The sequence below is a fragment of the Streptomyces sp. APSN-46.1 genome (genome assembly GCF_022815725.1).
In the GTDB taxonomy this organism is placed as follows: Bacteria; Actinomycetota; Actinomycetes; order Streptomycetales; family Streptomycetaceae; genus Streptomyces.
In genome coordinates this window covers 213,517-232,560 of the sequence record NZ_JALGRF010000002.1, presented here as the reverse complement: position 1 = coordinate 232,560, position 19,044 = coordinate 213,517, and the positions used below count along the sequence as shown (strand labels likewise).

Genomic DNA, 19,044 nt, shown 5'->3' with positions numbered 1-19,044 from the left:
CGTCACGTCATGGCGGAAGAGTCCGAAAGCGTCGGTACGGTCGTCGTCGCGGTGGTGACCTCTCTCGGGATCGCCGCCGCCAAGGCGGTCGGCGGCGTCGTCAGCGGGTCCAGCGCCATGCTGTCGGAGGCCGCGCACTCGGTGGCCGACGCGGTGGCCGAGGTGCTGTCGCCGGCCTCGCCGAAGCGGAGCGCGAAGCCCGCGGACGAGGCGCATCCGCTGGGATACGGGCCGGAGCGGTACGTCCGGGCACTGCTGGCCTCGGTCGCGACGTTCGTCGGCGCCGCGGTGTTCGCGGTGTACGACGGGATCCACACGCTGGTGCGCGGGGAGGAGCCCGGGGACCCGGCCGTCTCGTACGTCGTCCTGGCCGTGGCCTTCGTACGGGAGGGCTACGCGCTCCTCGTGGCGGGCCGGCGGACGAAGGGCGAGGCGCCGCGGACGGCCGCGCCGCCGGGGCGGTACGTGAAGGCGGTACCGCTGGGGAACGTGGCGGCCCTGATCGGGCTCTCGCTGGCGGCGGGCGGGCTGCTCGGGGCGCGGCTGACGGGGTCGAGGGTGTACGACGGGGTGGCGTCGCTGCTGATCGGGCTGCTGTTGGCCGGGGTGGCGTGGGAGCTGGGGCGCTCGAACGCCGGGTACCTGATCGGCCGGCCGTTGCCGGCGGCGATGCGGGCGGAGGTGCGCGAGGAGCTGCTGTCCGTGCCGCACATCGAAGGCGTACTGGAGCTGACGACGCTGGTGCAGGGGCCGGCGGAGGTACTGATCGCGGCGAAGATCGACTTTCACGACCTGGCGTCGGCGCGGCAGGTGGAGGCGGCGTGCGAGGACGCGGAGGACCAGCTGCGGGAGCGGTTCCCGGCGATCCGCCGCGTCTATCTGAACCCGACGCCGACGCCGACACCCCCGCCGACGCCGACTCCGACGCCGTCCCCGGCAGCTTTTTGACCCCCCTTTGGAGACCTCCATGACCCCCGTGACCCCCGTGGCCCCCAGTTCCGGCACGAAGACCGTCCTCATCACCGGCACGTCCTCGGGAATCGGCCTCGAAGCGGCGGTGGCCGCCGCCCGGGCCGGCTGGCACACCGTCGCCACCATGCGGGACACCGGGCGGGCCGACGCCCTGCGCCAGGCCGCCGCCGGAGCCGGCGTCGCCGATCTCGTACAGGTCAAGCGGCTGGACGTGACCGACGCCGACTCCGTGGCCGGATGCGTGGCGGAGGTCGTCGCCGAGCACGGGCGGCTCGACGCGGTCGTGAACAACGCGGGCGCCGGGTTCGTCGGCACCGTCGAGCAGCACGGGATGGAGCCGGTCCGGGCCGCCATGGAGGTCAACTACTTCGGCGTCGTGGAACTCACCCGGGCCGCGCTCCCCCACCTGCGCGCCTCGGGCGGCCGGGTCATCACGGTGACGAGCGTCGGCGGCGTGATCGGCCAGCCCTTCAACGAGGCCTACTGCGCGGCCAAGTTCGCCGTCGAGGGCTTCATGGAGTCCCTCGCCCCGGTGGCCGCGAGCACCGGCGTACAGGTGGCCGTCGTCGAACCGGGCGCCGTCTCCAGCGAGTTCGTCACCAGCCAGGGCATCGACATCCCGGCCCTGCTCACCGCGGCGGGCCCGTACGCGCCCGCGCTGCGGGCCTACATCGACCGCACGCTGAAGAGCTTCGGGAACGCCCAGACCTCGGCCGAGGCCGCGGCCCCGGTCATCGCGGCGCTGACCGCCGAGCGGATGCCGTTCCGGGTCCAGACCTCCGACTGGGCACGGGAGTTCGTCGCCGCCAAGCTCGCCGACCTCGACGGCTCGGCCGTCCAGAACCTCACCGGCGACTGGCTCCGCTGACCCACCGCCCCGAGGCCCGGGGGCCCGGGACGGCTTACAGCAGGCCCGCCGCCGAGAGGAGGTAGGCCACCATCGGGTCGTAGAAGCGCGGGTCGCGGACGTGGTCGTCCAGCGGGACCGCCACCTGGAGGGTGCCCTCGGCCTCGCCGAGGAACAGGGCCGGGTCGTTGCAGTCCGCGTAGCCCACCGCGTCCAGGCCGCGCTGCGCCGCGCACCCCGCCCAGCCGTGGTCGGCGACGACGAGGTCCGGCTGCGGGCGCCCGGCGGCGGCCAGGCCGTCCAGGATCGCCGCCATCGGCGCCGGGGAGTGGGTGTGCCACAGCGTCGCGCCCCGCTCCAGCACCGCGACGTCCGCGAACTGCCACACCGAGCCCTCGTCCGCGATCAGCCCGGACGGGATCACGACGATCTCGCATCCGGCGGCGCGCAGGGCGGCCGCCGTCGCCCGGTGGACGTCCAGCAGGCCCCCCGGGTGTCCGGTGGCGAGCAGTACGCTCTGCCGGTCCAGCGCCGCCTTCCGCAGCCGCGCCGCCAGCCGGTCCAGGCCGGCCACCGTCAGTTCCGGGTCGATGGTGTCCTGCCCGTGCCGGTGCTCCGGGTCGTCCACGACCCCGCACCGCTCCGCCATCACCGCGAGGACGTCCTGCTCGTCCGCCCAGCGGTCGCCCAGCTCCAGACCGAACCAGTAGTGCCGATCCCCGTTGGCGAGCTTGCGGTAGTGGGAGAGGTTGTTCTCACGTGGCGTCGCGACGTCCCCGGCGATCCGGGTACGCACCAGGTGGTCGATGAGTTCGGCGCGGCTCGGCGGTTCAACAGACTGGGCGGGCGTCTCTATCGGCATCGGCATACGCCCATTCTGCCGTCGCCCGGGCGGAGCCGTCCCGTCCGTCCCGCCCAGCGGACGCGCCGGGTCACCCGGAGAGCGCCCCGAACGCCCCGTTCGCGAGCCGCCGCAGCAGCGACTCCGTCGCCTCCCGGCCCAGCGCCGCCAGGTGCGGGGTCGAGTTGAGCAGGCCGAACACCGCGTGCACGGACACCCGTACCTCCGCCTCCGCCACCTCGGGGTGCAGCTCGCGTACGACGGCCACCCACAGCTCCACGTACTGGCGCTGCAACTGCCGTACGAGCTTGCGGTCGGCCTCCCGCAGCCGGTCCAGCTCCCGGTCGTGCACGGTGATCAGTGCCCGGTCGTCGAGCGCGAAGTCGATGTGGCCGTCGATGAGGGAGGCCAGTACGCCCTCGGGATCGCCCGCGGCCGCGGCCACCCGGTGGCGCCCGCCCGTCAGCAGCCGCTCGCTGATCCCGACCAGCAGCTCGGCGAGCATGGCGTCCTTGCCCGCGAAGTGCCGGTACAGCCCTGGTCCGCTGATGCCCACCGCGGCGCCTATCTCGTCCACGCCCACGCCGTGGAATCCACGCTCGGCGAAGAGGCGCGCGGCCTCACTGAGGATCTGCTCGCGACGGGTCGGGGCGGCGGCACTGGTGCTCATGGGAATCCATTCTAGACAGGGCCGTTAGCGCTCGTTAACCTAGGCGTCATAAGTGTTAACGCTCATTAACAGCGTGGACCGGGCAAGACCGAGCAAGACCGAGCAAGGGAGCTCGACCGATGCAGCAGGCACCAGTGCTGACGAGCGCCGCGGACCCGGCGTCCGAGGCCTGGCGGACCAATGAGGCCGCCCACCGCGAGCTCACCGAGGGCCTGCGCGCCCGGCTCGACGCGGCCCGGCTCGGCGGCGGCGAGAAGGCCCGCGCCCGCCACACCGCGCGCGGGAAACTGCTTCCCCGCGAGCGCGTGGACACCCTCCTCGACCCCGGATCCCCCTTCCTGGAGCTGGCCCCGCTGGCCGCCGAGGGCATGTACGGGGGCGCGGCCCCGGCCGCCGGGGTCATCGCGGGCATCGGCCGGGTCAGCGGCCACGAGTGCGTCATCGTCGCGAACGACGCCACCGTCAAGGGCGGCACGTACTACCCGATGACCGTCAAGAAGCACCTGCGCGCCCAGGAGGTGGCGCTGGAGAATCGTCTCCCCTGCCTCTACCTGGTGGACTCGGGCGGCGCCTTCCTCCCCATGCAGGACGAGGTCTTCCCCGACCGGGAGCACTTCGGCCGCATCTTCTACAACCAGGCGCGCATGTCCGGCGCCGGCATCCCGCAGATCGCCGCCGTCCTCGGCTCCTGCACGGCCGGCGGGGCGTACGTCCCGGCGATGAGCGACGAGGCCGTCATCGTCCGCGGCCAGGGCACGATCTTCCTCGGCGGCCCGCCGCTGGTGAAGGCGGCCACCGGCGAGGTCGTCACAGCGGAGGAGCTGGGCGGCGGCGAGGTCCACTCCCGGGTCTCCGGCGTCACCGACCACCTCGCGGAGGACGACGCGCACGCGCTGCGCATCGTACGGAACATCGTGGCGACCCTGCCCGCGCGCGGAGCCCTGCCCTGGTCGGTCCAGGCGCCGGAGGAGCCGAAGGTGGACCCGTACGGCCTGTACGGCGCGGTCCCGGTCGACTCCCGCACCCCGTACGACGCCCGCGAGATCATCGCCCGGATCGTGGACGGGTCCCGCTTCCAGGAGTTCAAGGCGGAGTACGGGCAGACCCTGGTCACCGGTTTCGCCCGGATCCACGGCCACCCGGTCGGGATCGTCGCCAACAACGGCATCCTGTTCTCCGAATCCGCCCAGAAGGGCGCGCACTTCATCGAGCTGTGCGACCAGCGCGGGATCCCTCTCCTCTTCCTCCAGAACATCTCGGGCTTCATGGTCGGCCGCGACTACGAGGCCGGCGGCATCGCCAAGCACGGCGCCAAGATGGTCACGGCGGTGGCCTGCACCCGGGTCCCCAAGCTGACGGTGGTGGTCGGCGGCTCGTACGGCGCGGGCAACTACTCGATGTGCGGCCGGGCGTACTCACCGCGCTTCATGTGGATGTGGCCCAACGCCAAGATCTCCGTCATGGGCGGCGAGCAGGCGGCCTCGGTCCTGGCGACGGTCAAGCGCGACCAGATCGAGGGCGCGGGCCAGGAATGGCCGGCCGAGGACGAGGAGGCCTTCAAGGCCCCGGTCCGGGCGCAGTACGAGGAGCAGGGCAACGCCTACTACGCCACCGCGCGGCTGTGGGACGACGGGGTCATCGACCCGATGGAAACCCGGCAGGTGCTGGGACTGGCCCTGACCGCGTGCGCGAACGCCCCCCTGGGCGATCGCGGCTTCGGCATCTTCCGTATGTGACGTGAGGACCTCACTGATGTTCAGCACTGTCCTTGTAGCCAACCGGGGCGAGATCGCGGTCCGGGTCATCCGCACGCTGCGGGAGCTCGGGGTCCGGTCGGTGGCCGTCTTCAGCGACGCCGACGCGGACGCCCGCCATGTACGGGAGGCCGACACGGCCGTCCGGATCGGCCCGGCGGCGGCAGCCGAGAGCTATCTGTCGGTGGAGCGGCTGCTCGACGCGGCCCGCCGCACCGGGGCCGAGGCCGTCCACCCGGGGTACGGCTTCCTCGCGGAGAACGCGGCCTTCGCGCAGGCCTGCGCGGACGCCGGACTGGCCTTCATCGGGCCGCCCGCGAGCGCGATCTCCCTGATGGGCGACAAGATCCGGGCCAAGGAGACGGTGAAGGCGGCGGGCGTGCCCGTCGTCCCGGGTTCCTCCGGCAGCGGCCTGACGGACGCCGAACTGGCCGCCGCGGCAGCCGAGATCGGCATGCCGGTGCTGCTCAAGCCCTCGGCGGGCGGCGGCGGCAAGGGCATGCGCCTGGTGCGGGACGCGGCCGTGCTGGCCGAGGAGATCGCGGCCGCGCGGCGCGAGGCGAAGTCCTCGTTCGGCGACGACACGCTGCTCGTGGAGCGGTGGGTGGACCGGCCCCGGCACATCGAGATCCAGGTCCTGGCGGACGGCCACGGCAACGTGGTCCACCTGGGCGAGCGCGAGTGCTCGCTGCAGCGGCGCCACCAGAAGGTGATCGAGGAGGCGCCGTCCGTCCTGCTGGACGAGAAGACCCGCGCGGCGATGGGCGAGGCCGCGGTGAACGCCGCCCGCGCGTGCGGGTACGTCGGCGCGGGCACGGTGGAGTTCATCGTTCCGGGCGGGGATCCGTCCTCGTACTACTTCATGGAGATGAACACCCGGCTCCAGGTCGAGCACCCGGTGACGGAGCTCGTCACGGGCCTGGACCTGGTGGAGCAGCAGCTGCGGGTGGCGGCCGGGGCCGAGCTGGGCTTCGCGCAGGCCGACATCACCCTGACGGGCCACGCGATCGAGGCCCGTGTCTGCGCGGAGGACCCGGCGCGGGGCTTCCTGCCGTCCGGCGGTACCGTCCTGGCCCTGTCCGAGCCCTCGGGCGGCGCGGTCCGTACGGACTCCGGCCTGACGGCGGGCGTGCCGGTGGGCTCGACGTACGACCCGATGCTGTCGAAGGTCATCGTCCACGGCCCCGACCGCGCCACCGCCCTGCGCACGCTGCGCGCCGCACTCGCCGACACCGTGATCCTGGGTGTCCAGACCAACGCCGGTTTCCTGCGGAGGCTGCTGGCGCACCCGGACGTGGTGTCGGGTGACCTGGACACGGGCCTGGTGGAGCGCGACCTGCCGTCCCTCCTCCCTGACGGGGTACCGGACGAGGTGTACGTCACGGCAGCCCTGCTGGCGCAGGGACCCCGGGCTCTGCCCGGACCCGCGCCTCAAACGCCGGCGGGGCTGGAGGGGCTGGAGGGGTGGCTCGATCCGTTCGACGCCGCCACCGGCTGGCGCATGGGCGGCACCCCGGCCTGGACGGTCCACCACTTCCGCCTCCCGGGCCAGGACCCGGTACAGATCGAAACCCGGGCGACAAATTCAGCCTCGCGTGGGGGTCCCCCCGGACGAAGTCTGGGGGAGTTTGAGGCGCGGGGTCTGGGGCAGAGCCCCAGCGCACCGGCGCGAGCCCGGATCGTGGCCCGCACTCCGGACCACCTCACCATCGAGCTCGACGGCGTCACGCACCGCTTCGCGTACGCCCCCTCCCCGGAGGGGACCTGGCTCGGCCGCGACGCGGACAGCTGGCACGTCCAGCACCACGACCCCGTCGCCGCGAGCCTCAGCGGCGGCGGCCGGACCGGCGCCGACACCCTGGCCGCCCCCATGCCCGGCACCGTCACCGTCGTCAAAGTCGCGGTCGGCGACAAGGTGATCGCCGGGCAGAGCCTCCTCGTCGTCGAGGCCATGAAGATGGAGCACGTCATCTCGGCCCCGCACGCCGGCACCGTCACCGAGCTCGACGTCTCCCCCGGCACCACCGTCGCCATGGACCAGGTCCTGGCCGTCGTCACCCCCGAGGCCGACGAGGAGGAGGTCGCGTGAACGGGCTGCCCATGACCCTGCCGGTCCCCGGGCTGCCGGCCCGCGTGCGCATCCACGAGGTGGGCGCGCGCGACGGGCTGCAGAACGAGAAGTCCGCCGTCCCCACCGCCGTGAAGGCCGAGTTCATCCACCGGCTGGCGGCGGCCGGGCTCACCACCATCGAGGCGACCAGCTTCGTACACCCCAAGTGGGTGCCCCAGCTCGCGGATGCCGAGGAACTGTTCCCGCAGCTCCAGGACCTGTCCGGCGTACACCTGCCCGTGCTCGTCCCCAACGAGCGCGGACTCGACCGGGCCCTCGCCCTCGGTGCCACCCGGATCGCGGTCTTCGGCTCGGCCACCGAGACCTTCGCCTCCCGCAATCTCAACCGCACCATCGACGAGTCCCTCGCCATGTTCGAGCCCGTCGTGGCCCGTGCCAAGCAGGGCGGGGCGCATGTGCGCGGCTATCTGTCCATGTGCTTCGGCGATCCCTGGGAGGGGCCCGTCCCGGTCCACCAGGTGGTCCGCGTCGCCAAGGCCCTCCTCGACCTCGGGTGCGACGAGCTCAGCCTCGGCGACACCATCGGCGTCGCCACTCCGGGGCATGTCCGGGCGCTGCTCGGCGAGCTCAACGGGGAAGGCGTCGGCACCGACCGGATCGGCGTGCACTTCCACGACACCTACGGCCAGGCCCTCTCCAACACCCTCGCCGCGCTCCAGCACGGCGTGACCACCGTCGACGCCTCCGCCGGCGGCCTCGGCGGCTGCCCGTACGCGAAGAGCGCCACCGGCAACCTCGCCACCGAGGACCTGGTGTGGATGCTCGACGGCCTCGGCATCGAGACCGGTGTCGATCTGGCCGCCCTCACCGCCACGAGCGTGTGGATGGCCGAACAGCTGGGCCGACCCAGCCCCTCCCGTACCGTCCGCGCCCTCTCCCACAAGGAGTAACGAAGATCATGTCCCTCGACCACCGGCTCACCCCCGAGCACGAGGAACTCCGCCGCACCGTCGAGGAGTTCGCGCACGACGTCGTCGCGCCCAAGATCGGCGACCTGTACGAGCGGCACGAGTTCCCGTACGAGATCGTCCGCGAGATGGGCCGCATGGGCCTGTTCGGCCTGCCCTTCCCGGAGGAGTACGGCGGCATGGGCGGCGACTACCTCGCCCTCGGCATCGCCCTGGAGGAGCTGGCCCGCGTCGACTCCTCCGTCGCGATCACGCTGGAGGCGGGCGTCTCCCTCGGCGCCATGCCCATCTACCTGTTCGGTACCGAGGAGCAGAAGCGGCAGTGGCTGCCGAAGATGTGCTCCGGCGAGATCCTCGGGGCCTTCGGCCTGACCGAGCCGGACGGCGGCTCCGACGCAGGCGGCACCCGCACCACCGCCGTCAAGGACGGCGACGAGTGGGTGATCAACGGCTCCAAGTGCTTCATCACCAACTCCGGTACGGACATCACCGGGCTGGTCACCGTCACCGCCGTCACCGGGCGCAAGGCCGACGGCCGCCCCGAGATCTCCTCGATCATCGTCCCGTCGGGCACCCCCGGCTTCACGGTGGCCGCCCCGTACTCCAAGGTCGGCTGGAACTCGTCGGACACCCGCGAGCTGGCCTTCGCCGACGTACGGGTCCCCCTCGCCAACCTGGTCGGCGAAGAGGGGCGCGGCTACGCCCAGTTCCTCCGCATCCTCGACGAGGGCCGGATCGCCATCTCGGCGCTCGCGACCGGGCTCGCGCAGGGCTGCGTGGACGAGTCGGTGAAGTACGCGAAGGAGCGCAAGGCCTTCGGCCGCCCGATCGGCGACAACCAGGCCATCCAGTTCAAGCTGGCCGACATGGAGATGCGCGCCCACATGGCCCGCGTCGGCTGGCGCGACGCCGCCTCCCGGCTGGTGGCCGGGGAGCCGTTCAAGAAGGAGGCGGCGATCGCCAAGCTGTACTCCTCCACGGTCGCCGTCGACAACGCCCGCGACGCCACGCAGATCCACGGCGGCTACGGGTTCATGAACGAGTACCCGGTGGCCCGCATGTGGCGCGACTCCAAGATCCTGGAGATCGGCGAGGGCACCAGCGAGGTCCAGCGCATGCTCATCGCCCGCGAACTGGGCTTCTCCGCCTAAGAACGTCGCATCACCGAGGGGGCCCTGAAAACTTAGGGCCCCCTTACTGCTTTCAGGCAAGGTTAGGCTAACCTTCCCTCCGAACGGCCCAGTGGCCGACCGGCACGCACGAAAGCGGACATCGACATGCCCAAGTCCCGTACCTCCTACCTCTCCCGCCGCGGTCTCATCGCGGCCGGCGGCGCCCTCGGCCTCGTCGCGGCGCTCACCGCGTGCGGCGGCTCCGACTCCGCGAAGGGCGAGACGGGCGGCAAGGACGGCAAGGCCGCCGCGGCCTCGGGTCCCTGGACCTTCAAGGACGACCTCGGCAAGGACATCAGCCTCAAGGCCGCCCCGAAGAACATCGTGGCCTTCACCGGCACCGCCGCCGCCCTCTACGACTACGGCATCCAGGTCAAGGGCGTGTTCGGCCCGACCAAGACCGCCGACGGCAAGCCCGACGTCCAGGCCGGCTCGATGGACATCTCCAAGGTCGAGATCCTCGGCAACGTCTACGACGAGTTCAACGTCGAGAAGTACGCGGCCCTCCAGCCCGAGCTGCTGGTCACCAACACCTGGGAGCCCGACAAGTACTGGTACGTGCCGGAGGCCTCCAAGGACAAGATCCTGAAGCTGGCCCCGGCAGCCGCGATCGGCGTGGGCGGCGACGCCTCCCTCGACAAGGCCCTGGAGCGCACGGCCGACCTGGCCAAGTCCCTGGGCGCCGACCTGAGCGCGAAGAAGAACGCCGACTCCAAGGCGCGCTTCGAGGCGGCCGCCGCCAAGGTGCGCGAGGCCACCAAGGCCAACCCGGGCATCAAGGTGCTCGTCGGCTCCGGCTCCGCCGACCTGTTCTACGTCTCCACCCCGAAGACCTCGGCCGACCTGAAGTACTTCGAGACCCTCGGCGTCGAGTTCGTCGCCCCGGAGCAGGACAAGCTGGACGCGGGCGGCTTCTTCGAGAGCCTCAGCTGGGAGAACGCCGGCAAGTACAAGGCCGACCTGGTCCTGCTCGACAACCGCACCGGCACGCTCCAGCAGGAGCAGCTGAAGGACAAGCCGACCTGGGCCGGGCTGCCCGCCGTCAAGGCCGGCCAGGTCGCCCCGCGCGTGACCGAGCCGATCTACTCGTACGAGAAGTGCGCCCAGATCCTGGAAGACCTCGCGAAGGCCGTCCAGAACGCCAAGAAGGTCAGCTGACCTCACCTTCACTCCGACTGAATCCCAGGGGGGACTCTCCGTATGACCGACACCGCGCCCGACGCGGCCCCGGCCGTCGCCCACTTCCGGTTCTTCGAACTCGAAGTGCTCCGTACGCGCCGCCTCGGGCACTCGTTCCTGCGGGTCACGTTCGGCGGTGAGTCCCTCGCGGACTTCCGCTCGGGCGGCTACGACCAGAGCCTCTCGCTCTTCCTGCCGCCCTCGCACCAGGAGCACACGGTGCTCCCGTCCACCGACGAGGACACCTGGTTCGGCGCCTGGCGCGCGATGCCCGACGCCGACCGCCCGGTGATGCGCTCGTACACCGTGCGCGAGCAGCGCCGTACGCCCGAGGGCGTGGACGAGGTGGACATCGACTTCGTCCTGCACGGAGACGGTTCCCCCGCCGCGTCCTGGGCCGGGCGGGCCGTCACCGGCCGCCGGATCATGGCGATCGGCCCGGCCGTCGCGGAGAACAAGTCCGTCCGGTTCCAGCCGCCGGCCGCCACCGACGCGCTGCTGATATACGCGGACGAGACGGCGCTCCCCGCGGCCGCCGCGATCCTGGACCGGCTCGCCGCCGGCACCCGCGTCTCGGCCTGGTTCGAGGTCCCGCACGAGGACGACCGGATCGCCCTGGACACGCTCGCCGACGCGGACATCACCTGGATCGTCCGCGAGCACAGCGCGGGCAAGGAACGCGCCGACCGCGTGCTGGACGTACTGCGCGCAACCGAACCGCCCGCCGCGCAGGCCCCGTACGTCTGGCTCGCGGGCGAGGCCGGCACCATTCGGGCGGTCCGCCGGCACTTCGTGCAGGAACGATCCATCGACCGGCGCGCGGTGCGCTTCACCGGCTACTGGCGGCTCGGCGCGAGCGAGGAGGAACTCCTCGCCGAGGCATACGCCGGCAAGGCGGCCAGCGAGGACCCCGCCTCCGAGCTCTAGGCGGTCTCGCCAGGGGCCGTTTCGCGGCAACTCCTTTCACACACACCACATTTCAGGGATGGGCTCCGGCTTCGGCCGGGGCCCATCCCCATTTGGCTTGAGAGTTAGGTTAGGCTAACCTAAGTTCCACACCACAGCCCCACCCCCCGCTCCCTGCCCGGAGGAAAGTTGATGCGTTCGCATCTGCTGAACGAGACGACCGCGGACCTCTACCGGCGCGCCGTCACCGAGGGCGTCGAGCGCGTCGCCGCCAAGCTCGCGACCACGGAACGGCCCCACACGGGCATATCCGTGGACGAACTCGCCCCGGTCATCGACGGGATCGACCTGGACCGGCCGCTCGTAGACCCGGCCGCCGTCCTCGACGAACTGGAGGAGGTCTACCTGCGCGACGCGGTGTACTTCCACCACCCGCGCTACCTCGGCCACCTCAACTGCCCCGTCGTCATCCCCGCCGTACTGGGCGAGGCCGTCCTGTCGGCCGTCAACTCCTCCCTGGACACCTGGGACCAGTCCATCGGCGGCACGCTCATCGAGCGCCGCCTCATCGACTGGACCGCCCGGCGCGTCGGCCTCGGCGAAGGCGCGGACGGCGTCTTCACCTCCGGCGGCAGCCAGTCCAACTTCCACGCACTGCTGCTGGCCCGCGACGAGGCCTGCCGGATCGTCATGAAGCACGCCCTGGACGAGGGACGGGCGCTCCCGAAGTCCGAGGTGCTCCCGACGCTCCGCATCTTCACCTCCGAGGCCAGCCACTTCAGCGTCAAGAAGTCGGCCGCCATGCTCGGGCTCGGCTACGAGGCCGTCGTCTCCGTCCCCGTAGACCGCAACCGCCGCATGGACACCTCGATGCTCGCCCTGGAGCTGGAGAACTGCCGTCGCGACGGCCTCTTCCCCATGGCCGTCGTCGCCACCGCCGGCACCACCGACTTCGGGTCCATCGACCCCCTCCCCGAGATCGCCCGCCTGGCCTCCGAGCACGCCGCGTGGATGCACGTGGACGCCGCGTACGGCTGCGGACTGCTGGTCTCACCCACCCGCCGCCACCTCCTCGACGGCATCGAGCACGCCGACTCGGTCACGGTCGACTACCACAAGTCCTTCTTCCAGCCTGTCAGTTCCAGCGCCGTGCTGGTCCGCGACCGGGACACCCTCAAGCACGCCACGTACCACGCGGACTACCTCAACCCGCGCCGCATGGCGGAGGAGCGGATCCCGAACCAGGTCGACAAATCCATCCAGACCACGCGCCGCTTCGACGCGCTCAAGCTCTGGATGACCCTGCGCACCATGGGCGCCGACGGCCTCGGCTCGCTCTTCGACGAGGTCATCGACCTGGCCGCCGCCGGCTGGGAGATCATCGACGCCGACCCGCGCTTCGAGGTCGTCGTCAGGCCGCAGATCTCCACCCTGGTCTTCCGCTACTCCCCCAGCTACCGCTGGGAGGGGCCCCCACCCGAAGGCGAGGTGCGCGCGGACCTGGTGGACGAGGCCAACCTGCACGCCCGCAAGGCGCTGTTCGCCTCCGGTGAGGCCGTCGTCGCCGGCACCAAAGTGGACGGCAGGCAGTACCTGAAGTTCACCCTCCTCAACCCGCAGACCACGACGGCCGACATCGCGGCCGTCCTCGACCTTCTCGCCGCACACGCCGAGCAGTTCCTGGGAGAATCCCTTGCCCTCCACTCGTGAGCCCCGTGACTTCATCGGAATCGGTCTTGGTCCCTTCAACCTGGGACTCGCCTGCCTGACCGCGCCGATCGACGAGCTCGACGGCCTCTTCATCGAGTCGAAGCCGCACTTCGAGTGGCACGCCGGGATGTTCCTCGACAGCGCTCACCTGCAGACGCCGTTCATGTCGGACCTCGTCACCCTCGCCGACCCGACCTCGCCCTTCTCCTTCCTGAACTACCTGAAGGACAAGGACCGGCTGTTCTCCTTCTACATCCGGGAGAACTTCTACCCGCTGCGGGCCGAGTACAACGACTACTGCCGCTGGGCCGCCGACCGGCTCGACAACGTCCTGTACTCCACCTCCGTCACCGAGATCGGCTACGACGAGCGGGCTGGGCTCTACGAGGTCCACACCGACGGCGGCGAGACCCACCTGGCCCGCCGCCTGGTCCTGGGCACCGGCACCCCGCCCTTCGTGCCCGGGGCCTGTGCGAACCTGGGCGGCGACTTCCTCCACAACTCCTCCTACATGCAGAACAAGGCGGAGCTCCAGAAGAAGAAGTCGATCACCCTGGTCGGCTCGGGCCAGAGCGCGGCCGAGATCTACTACGACCTCCTCGCCGAGATCGACTCCTACGGATACCAGCTCAACTGGGTCACCCGCTCCCCGCGGTTCTTCCCGCTCGAATACACGAAGCTGACGCTGGAGATGACCTCACCGGAGTACGTGGACTACTTCCACGCCCTCCCCGAGGAGACCCGCTACCGGCTGGAGACCCAGCAGAAGAACCTCTTCAAAGGCATCGACGGGGAGCTGATCAACGCGATCTTCGACCTGCTCTACCAGAAGAAGATCACCATGCCCGGCCCGGTCCCCACCACCCTGCTGACCAACACCTCGCTCAACAGCACCGCGTACGACACCACGAGCGGTTCGTACACCCTGGGACTGCGCCAGGAGGAGCAGGAGCGGGACTTCTCCCTCACCACCGAGGGTCTGGTCCTGGCCACCGGCTACAAGTACACCGTCCCGGAATTCCTGGCGCCCGTGCGGGGCCGCCTGAACTTCGACGGCCACGGCCGCCTGGACGCCGCGCGCAACTACAGCGTGGACACCACCGGCCGCGGGGTCTTCCTCCAGAACGGCACGACCCACAACCACTCCCTCACCTCGCCCGACCTGGGCATGGCCGCGTACCGCAACGCGTACATCATCGGTGAGCTGCTCGGCCGCGAGTACTACAAGGTCGAGAAGTCCATCGCGTTCCAGCAGTTCGCGGCCCCGGAAGGCATGCACGCATGAGCACCACCGAAACCCCCGAAACTCCCGAATCCCCCGAAACCCTCTACACCCGCACCGACGCGACGCTCGGCGCCTTCGCCGTCCGCCCTCTGGACCCCTTCAACGACGCGGAGCTGCTCCACGGCTGGGTCACCCACCCGAAGGCCGCGTTCTGGATGATGCAGGACGCGACGCTGCCGGACGTCGAGCGCGAGTACATGAAGATCGCGGCGGCCGAGCACCACGAGGCCTTCATCGGCCTCCACGAGGGCCGCCCGGTCTTCCTGATGGAGACGTACGACCCGAGCAGGCTGGAGCTGGTCGGCCTGTACGAGGCCCAGCCGGGCGATGTCGGCATGCACTTCCTCGTCGCGCCGAGCGACAGCCCCGTCAGCGGCTTCACCCGCGCGGTGATCACGACGGTGATGTCCTGCCTCTTCGCCGACCCGGCGACCGAGCGCGTCGTGGTGGAGCCGGACATCCGCAACACCGCCGTCCACGCGCTCAACGAGGCGGTCGGCTTCGTCCCCGACGGTCCGGTCCGGAAGCCGGAGAAGGAAGCCCTCCTCAGCTTCTGCACCCGAGCCCAGTTCGAGGCCACCCAAGCGGTGTCGATATGAGCCGTGTCGATATGAGCCGTGGTGATATGAGCCCGGCCGACGCCATCTCCCACCTCTCCCCCGAGCTGTGGGCCCGCGCGAACCGCGCCCTGGTCCGCAAGGCCCTGGCGGAGTTCTCCCACGAGCGCCTACTGACGCCGAAGCTCCTGGACTCAGGTCTGTACTCCGTCCTGAGCGACGACACCACGGTCGAGTACCGCTTCAAGGCGACCCTCCACGCTCTGGACCACTGGGCGGTGGACGAGTCCTCGATCACCCGCCACCACGACGGCGCCGAGCTCCCGCTGGACGCCCTCGACTTCCACATCGAGCTCCAGCGGTCCCTGGGGCTGAGCGCCGAGGTCCTCCCCGTCTACCTGGAGGAGATCTCCTCCACCCTCGCGGGCACGGGCTTCAAGTACACGAAGCCGCAGATCTCCTCGGCCGTCCTCGCCAAGTCCTCGTTCCAGGACATCGAAACGGGCATGACCGAGGGCCACCCCTGCTTCGTCGCAAACAACGGCCGCCTCGGCTTCGGCGTGCACGAGTACCTCTCGTACGCCCCGGAGACCGCGAGCCCGGTCCACCTGGTGTGGGTCGCGGCCCGCAAGGACGTGTCTACCTTCACGGCGGGCGCGGGCCTGGACCACGACGCGTTCATGCGCGCGGAGCTGGGCGAGGTGGCCATCGCGGGCTTTGCCGCGAAACTGGCGGCCCTGGGCCTGGACCTGGCCGACTACCACCTCCTGCCCGTCCACCCCTGGCAGTGGTGGAACAAGACGACGGTCACCTTCGCCGCCGAGATCGCCAACCGCCGCCTGGTCCTGCTGGGCGAGGGCGAGGACGCGTACCTCGCCCAGCAGTCGATCCGTACGTTCTTCAACACCACCACCCCCACGAAGCACTACGTGAAGACCGCCATCTCGGTCCTCAACATGGGCTTCATGCGCGGCCTCTCCGCCGCGTACATGGAGGCCACCCCGGCCATCAACGACTGGCTGCACCAGCTGATCGAGTCGGACGAGGTCCTCCGGTCGGTGGACTTCTCGATCATCCGCGAGCGCGCGGCGATCGGCTACCACCACCGCCAGTACGAGCGCGCGACGGACCGCTACTCGCCGTACCGCAAGATGCTGGCGGCCCTGTGGCGCGAGTCGCCGGTCCCCTCGCTCGGCGACGGCGAACGCCTGGCGACGATGGCCTCCCTCCTCCACGTGGACGCGGGGGGCAAGTCCTTCGTAGGCGCCCTGATCGCCGAATCCGGCCTGACCCCTGCGCAATGGCTGAAGCCGTACCTGCGCGCCTACCTCCTCCCCCTCCTGCACTGCTTCTACCAGTACGACCTCGCGTACATGCCGCACGGCGAGAACACGATCCTCGTCATCAAGGACGGTGTCGTGCGGCGGGCGATCTTCAAGGACATCGCCGAAGAGATCGTCATCATGGACCCGGACGCCGTCCTGCCGCCGGCCGTCGAGCGCATCAAGGCCGACATCCCGGAGGACATGAAGCTCCTGTCGGTCTTCACGGACGTCTTCGACTGCTTCTTCCGCTTCCTGGGCTCGATCCTGGCCTCGGAAGGCATCTGCGAAGAGTCCGTGTTCTGGCGCGCGGTCGCGGATTGCGCCCACGAGTACCAGGACTCGGTCCCGGCCCTCGCCGAGCGCTTCGCCCGCTACGACCTCTTCGCCGACGAATTCCAGCTGTCCTGCCTGAACCGCCTGCAACTGCGCAACAACAAGCAGATGGTCGACCTCGCCGACCCGGCGGCGGCCCTCCAGCTGATCGGCACCCTCAAGAACCCCGTCGCGGCTTTCGCCCGGCGGTAAACCGGGCCGGGTGCGGCGTCGATACGGTCCCTCGACGCCGCACCCGGCCTGTCACCAGTTGGTGAGGTCCACCAGATACCGGCAGTGCGGGTCGTCCACGCCGTCGGACGTCCGCCACTCCTCGGCGAGCAGTGAGGGCAGCGCCGCCAAGAGGGCGGTCAGCGCACCCCCCGGTCGTACGTCGGCGGCGATCACGCCGGAGACTTCGTCACTGTCTATGTACAGGCGGAGCAAGCGTCTCAAATCAGCTTAGTGATCCTGTGCCAGACAGAGCATCTGGTTCGGGGATGTGTTCCCACCGTGGTGGGGTGGCGTGGACGTGGTGGTGGAATCCCGCGCCTCGTGCTGCCCCTCGTGGCTGGTGCCGGGTGGTGGGTGTGCTGATCGTCGTCACGTCCTGGTGCCGGTGGGCTGCGCGGGGCAGCCGTGGCCGGTCCGTGTGAGCGTGTCCCTCCGGACGCTTGCCCGCCGGACCCGTGGGTCTGGCGGGGGAGGGTGTCCGGCGTCGCCTGGGCGTCGGACGTGTTGCCTGGTGCCGGGTGGGTCCGGTCTTGGACCGGTCCCGTCGGCTGGTCTTCGGCGCGGCTTCGGTGATGACCGCGCCCGCTTCGAGTCGGTCCACGACCGTGCGGATGGCCATGGCGCCGGTCGTCCGGTCGCACGCGGTCTTCGCCTGGTGGGCCAGGCCGCGGGCTGCGATGCGCTGCCAGGCGCCCCGGTCGCGGTCGCCCTGCCAGCCGCAGCTGGGATTGGGGCAGGTGGCCCATTTCCAGCCGGGGACGGTGGGCCGGTCGGGGGCCTTGCGGTGCCGCAGCGGGGTGAGGCACCGGGGGCAGTGCCTGGAGGTGTCGCGTGCCGGGACGGTGACGACGGCGATGCCCGTCTCGGACGCGAGGTGCCGCATCCGCTCCACGATCTGCCCGCGTACCTGCTGGGAGAGACGGGTGTTCATGGTGCGGCCCATGCCACGGGCCTCCATGGAGCGAAGGTCCTCGACATAGATGACGCTCGCCCCGGCCGCGATGGCCTGATCCACCGCCCAGCGGGCGGCGGCCCAGGACAGTGCGTCGTTCAGGTTCGACCGGCGCGCGGACACGTACGCGATCTCATCGCTCAGAATGGTGTGCTTGGCGGCCAGGGCATGCTGTTCGTCCCCGGCCGTCAGCCGCTGGTAGTGATCTGCCTTGGCATGCAAGTACTCGGACAGGCGGCGCAGCCGGTGCTGTTTGGCGAGGACCCCGGCCGTCCGGAACATGCCCCCGGATCCGAGGGCGGTGATCTGCCCGTCGTCGTGCAGCCGGGCCGCCCCGGCGGATAGCAGGGTGTTCAGGCCCCAGTCCACCCCGAGCGCGACCGTGTGCCCGGTCCGCTGGGCCTTCGCAACGGCGTGGGTGTAGGCGAGGTCGGCGCGGACGCGGCCCTGGTGCGGGCGCAAGGTGGGCAGGTGCAGCACCGCGCCCGCCGGGACCGTCGGCGGCAGCCTGAGCGGGCAGGCCACCCACGTCCAGTCCCGATAGGACCGCGGGTCCGGGCGGGTGGGTAACTGCAAGCGCAACAGCGCACGACCCGGCTCGGTCTCGTGACGTTCGATGGTGGCCTGCTGGCCGTCACACGCCGACAGCAACAGCATCCGAGCCGTCTTGGGCGCGCTCTCCACCTCGAACACATCGACCGGCAGCCGCCCGTGCTTCCTGGCGAACGCGCTGATCTGCCGGGTCCGGGACGTGATGACGCTGGACGGCAGATGCTCTCCACCCGGCACCACCGCGCGCACCGCATCCCACTCCTCCGGCGTGCGCTTGGCGGGATCGGCCGGCCAGGCCGCGAGCACCCCGGCGGTCAGGTCGGCCCGCCAGCGTGCCGAGCGCAGCAACCGCCCGGCCTGCTCCTGCGCCATGCGAACGATCCGGTCATTGACCCGAACACCCTCAGGCGGCGCGACGCTCCAGCCCAGACGCCGCAAAGCCATCCACGCGCTCGACGGCAACTTCCGCCCACCCGCGTCCACCCCGGAGGCCAGCACATTCACATCGGCGGCGTTCCAGCGGTCGGCCAGCAGCTCCGTGACCATGGCGGCCACCAGACCGGCCGCCCAGCCGACCCGCTCCGCCAGCACAGAGCCGGACACCAGTACACCGGTCTCCTCATCCACACCCGACCGCAACAGACCACGGGCACAAGCGGTCCGGGCGGTCTGACCCACGGCGAGCGCCACCTTCCGGCCCATCCCCCCATCCCTCCCCTGCCACCGGTGCTGTCATC

16 protein-coding genes are annotated in these 19,044 nt (G+C 70.8%); 12 read left to right on the top strand and 4 right to left on the bottom strand.

What is annotated here, in order from left to right; all coding sequences use genetic code 11:
- The first annotated feature begins 9 nt into the window (after positions 1-9).
- Positions 10-948 carry a cation diffusion facilitator family transporter gene (locus tag MTF65_RS07695; RefSeq protein WP_243627547.1) on the top strand — a complete coding sequence of 313 codons (939 nt, stop codon included), beginning with the start codon at positions 10-12 and terminating at the stop codon, positions 946-948.
- A gap of 19 nt (positions 949-967) precedes the next feature.
- Entirely contained in the window at positions 968-1,840 is an 873-nt protein-coding gene (locus tag MTF65_RS07690) for an SDR family NAD(P)-dependent oxidoreductase (protein ID WP_243627546.1), read from the top strand.
- Between the two features lie 34 nt (positions 1,841-1,874).
- Here the strand turns inward: MTF65_RS07690 and MTF65_RS07685 are convergent, their stop codons facing one another.
- Positions 1,875-2,687, bottom strand: coding sequence for a phosphatase (locus tag MTF65_RS07685; RefSeq protein WP_374207181.1), 813 nt, complete (start codon positions 2,685-2,687; stop codon positions 1,875-1,877).
- A 64-nt stretch (positions 2,688-2,751) separates the two neighbouring features.
- Positions 2,752-3,330 (bottom strand): TetR/AcrR family transcriptional regulator, encoded by a 579-nt coding sequence (locus MTF65_RS07680; RefSeq protein WP_243627545.1) that lies wholly within the window; start codon positions 3,328-3,330, stop codon positions 2,752-2,754.
- Between the two features lie 119 nt (positions 3,331-3,449).
- Between MTF65_RS07680 and MTF65_RS07675 the strand changes: the two genes are divergently transcribed.
- The 10 genes from MTF65_RS07675 to MTF65_RS07630 all read left to right on the top strand — a co-directional run bounded on the left by MTF65_RS07675 (position 3,450) and on the right by MTF65_RS07630 (position 16,782).
- Entirely contained in the window at positions 3,450-5,066 is a 1,617-nt protein-coding gene (locus MTF65_RS07675; protein ID WP_243627544.1) for a carboxyl transferase domain-containing protein, read from the top strand.
- Between the two features lie 16 nt (positions 5,067-5,082).
- Positions 5,083-7,173 (top strand): acetyl-CoA carboxylase biotin carboxylase subunit, encoded by a 2,091-nt coding sequence (locus tag MTF65_RS07670; RefSeq protein ID WP_243627543.1) that lies wholly within the window; start codon positions 5,083-5,085, stop codon positions 7,171-7,173.
- Positions 7,174-7,184: 11 nt separating this feature from the next.
- A complete protein-coding gene (locus tag MTF65_RS07665) occupies positions 7,185-8,105 on the top strand; it encodes a hydroxymethylglutaryl-CoA lyase (RefSeq protein WP_243628607.1) in 921 nt (306 codons plus the stop codon).
- An 8-nt stretch (positions 8,106-8,113) separates the two neighbouring features.
- Positions 8,114-9,274, top strand: coding sequence for an acyl-CoA dehydrogenase family protein (locus MTF65_RS07660; protein WP_243627542.1), 1,161 nt, complete (start codon positions 8,114-8,116; stop codon positions 9,272-9,274).
- A gap of 126 nt (positions 9,275-9,400) precedes the next feature.
- Positions 9,401-10,453: an ABC transporter substrate-binding protein gene (locus MTF65_RS07655; RefSeq protein WP_243627541.1), complete on the top strand. Its 1,053-nt coding sequence runs from the start codon at positions 9,401-9,403 to the stop codon at positions 10,451-10,453.
- Positions 10,454-10,495: 42 nt separating this feature from the next.
- Positions 10,496-11,401, top strand: coding sequence for a siderophore-interacting protein (locus tag MTF65_RS07650; RefSeq protein WP_243627540.1), 906 nt, complete (start codon positions 10,496-10,498; stop codon positions 11,399-11,401).
- A 171-nt stretch (positions 11,402-11,572) separates the two neighbouring features.
- A complete protein-coding gene (locus MTF65_RS07645) occupies positions 11,573-13,090 on the top strand; it encodes an aspartate aminotransferase family protein (protein WP_243627539.1) in 1,518 nt (505 codons plus the stop codon).
- Positions 13,074-14,375 carry a lysine N(6)-hydroxylase/L-ornithine N(5)-oxygenase family protein gene (locus MTF65_RS07640; RefSeq protein ID WP_243627538.1) on the top strand — a complete coding sequence of 434 codons (1,302 nt, stop codon included), beginning with the start codon at positions 13,074-13,076 and terminating at the stop codon, positions 14,373-14,375. Before MTF65_RS07645 ends, MTF65_RS07640 begins: the two co-directional genes overlap by 17 nt.
- On the top strand, positions 14,372-14,974 hold the full coding sequence (locus tag MTF65_RS07635) for a GNAT family N-acetyltransferase (protein ID WP_243627537.1): 603 nt from the start codon (positions 14,372-14,374) through the stop codon (positions 14,972-14,974). The genes MTF65_RS07640 and MTF65_RS07635 overlap by 4 nt, the downstream gene beginning before the upstream one ends.
- Before the next feature lie 26 nt (positions 14,975-15,000).
- The gene (locus tag MTF65_RS07630) at positions 15,001-16,782 is read left to right on the top strand and encodes an IucA/IucC family siderophore biosynthesis protein (RefSeq protein WP_243628606.1); all 1,782 of its coding nucleotides are present in this window, start codon (positions 15,001-15,003) and stop codon (positions 16,780-16,782) included.
- A gap of 51 nt (positions 16,783-16,833) precedes the next feature.
- Here the strand turns inward: MTF65_RS07630 and MTF65_RS07625 are convergent, their stop codons facing one another.
- Entirely contained in the window at positions 16,834-17,025 is a 192-nt protein-coding gene (locus MTF65_RS07625) for a hypothetical protein (protein WP_243627536.1), read from the bottom strand.
- A gap of 1 nt (position 17,026) precedes the next feature.
- Positions 17,027-18,910, bottom strand: coding sequence for a zinc ribbon domain-containing protein (locus MTF65_RS07620; RefSeq protein WP_243627535.1), 1,884 nt, complete (start codon positions 18,908-18,910; stop codon positions 17,027-17,029).
- Positions 18,911-19,044 lie beyond the last annotated feature (134 nt).

Bases quoted from the DNA above. Each gene is read 5' to 3' on its own strand.
- MTF65_RS07695 (WP_243627547.1), top strand. From the start codon at position 10: ATGGCGGAAGAGTCCGAAAGCGTCGGTACGGTCGTCGTCGCGGTGGTG.
- MTF65_RS07690 (WP_243627546.1), top strand. From the start codon at position 968: ATGACCCCCGTGACCCCCGTGGCCCCCAGTTCCGGCACGAAGACCGTC.
- MTF65_RS07685 (WP_374207181.1), bottom strand. From the start codon at position 2,687: ATGCCGATGCCGATAGAGACGCCCGCCCAGTCTGTTGAACCGCCGAGC.
- MTF65_RS07680 (WP_243627545.1), bottom strand. From the start codon at position 3,330: ATGAGCACCAGTGCCGCCGCCCCGACCCGTCGCGAGCAGATCCTCAGT.
- MTF65_RS07675 (WP_243627544.1), top strand. From the start codon at position 3,450: ATGCAGCAGGCACCAGTGCTGACGAGCGCCGCGGACCCGGCGTCCGAG.
- MTF65_RS07670 (WP_243627543.1), top strand. From the start codon at position 5,083: ATGTTCAGCACTGTCCTTGTAGCCAACCGGGGCGAGATCGCGGTCCGG.
- MTF65_RS07665 (WP_243628607.1), top strand. From the start codon at position 7,185: ATGACCCTGCCGGTCCCCGGGCTGCCGGCCCGCGTGCGCATCCACGAG.
- MTF65_RS07660 (WP_243627542.1), top strand. From the start codon at position 8,114: ATGTCCCTCGACCACCGGCTCACCCCCGAGCACGAGGAACTCCGCCGC.
- MTF65_RS07655 (WP_243627541.1), top strand. From the start codon at position 9,401: ATGCCCAAGTCCCGTACCTCCTACCTCTCCCGCCGCGGTCTCATCGCG.
- MTF65_RS07650 (WP_243627540.1), top strand. From the start codon at position 10,496: ATGACCGACACCGCGCCCGACGCGGCCCCGGCCGTCGCCCACTTCCGG.
- MTF65_RS07645 (WP_243627539.1), top strand. From the start codon at position 11,573: ATGCGTTCGCATCTGCTGAACGAGACGACCGCGGACCTCTACCGGCGC.
- MTF65_RS07635 (WP_243627537.1), top strand. From the start codon at position 14,372: ATGAGCACCACCGAAACCCCCGAAACTCCCGAATCCCCCGAAACCCTC.
- MTF65_RS07630 (WP_243628606.1), top strand. From the start codon at position 15,001: ATGAGCCCGGCCGACGCCATCTCCCACCTCTCCCCCGAGCTGTGGGCC.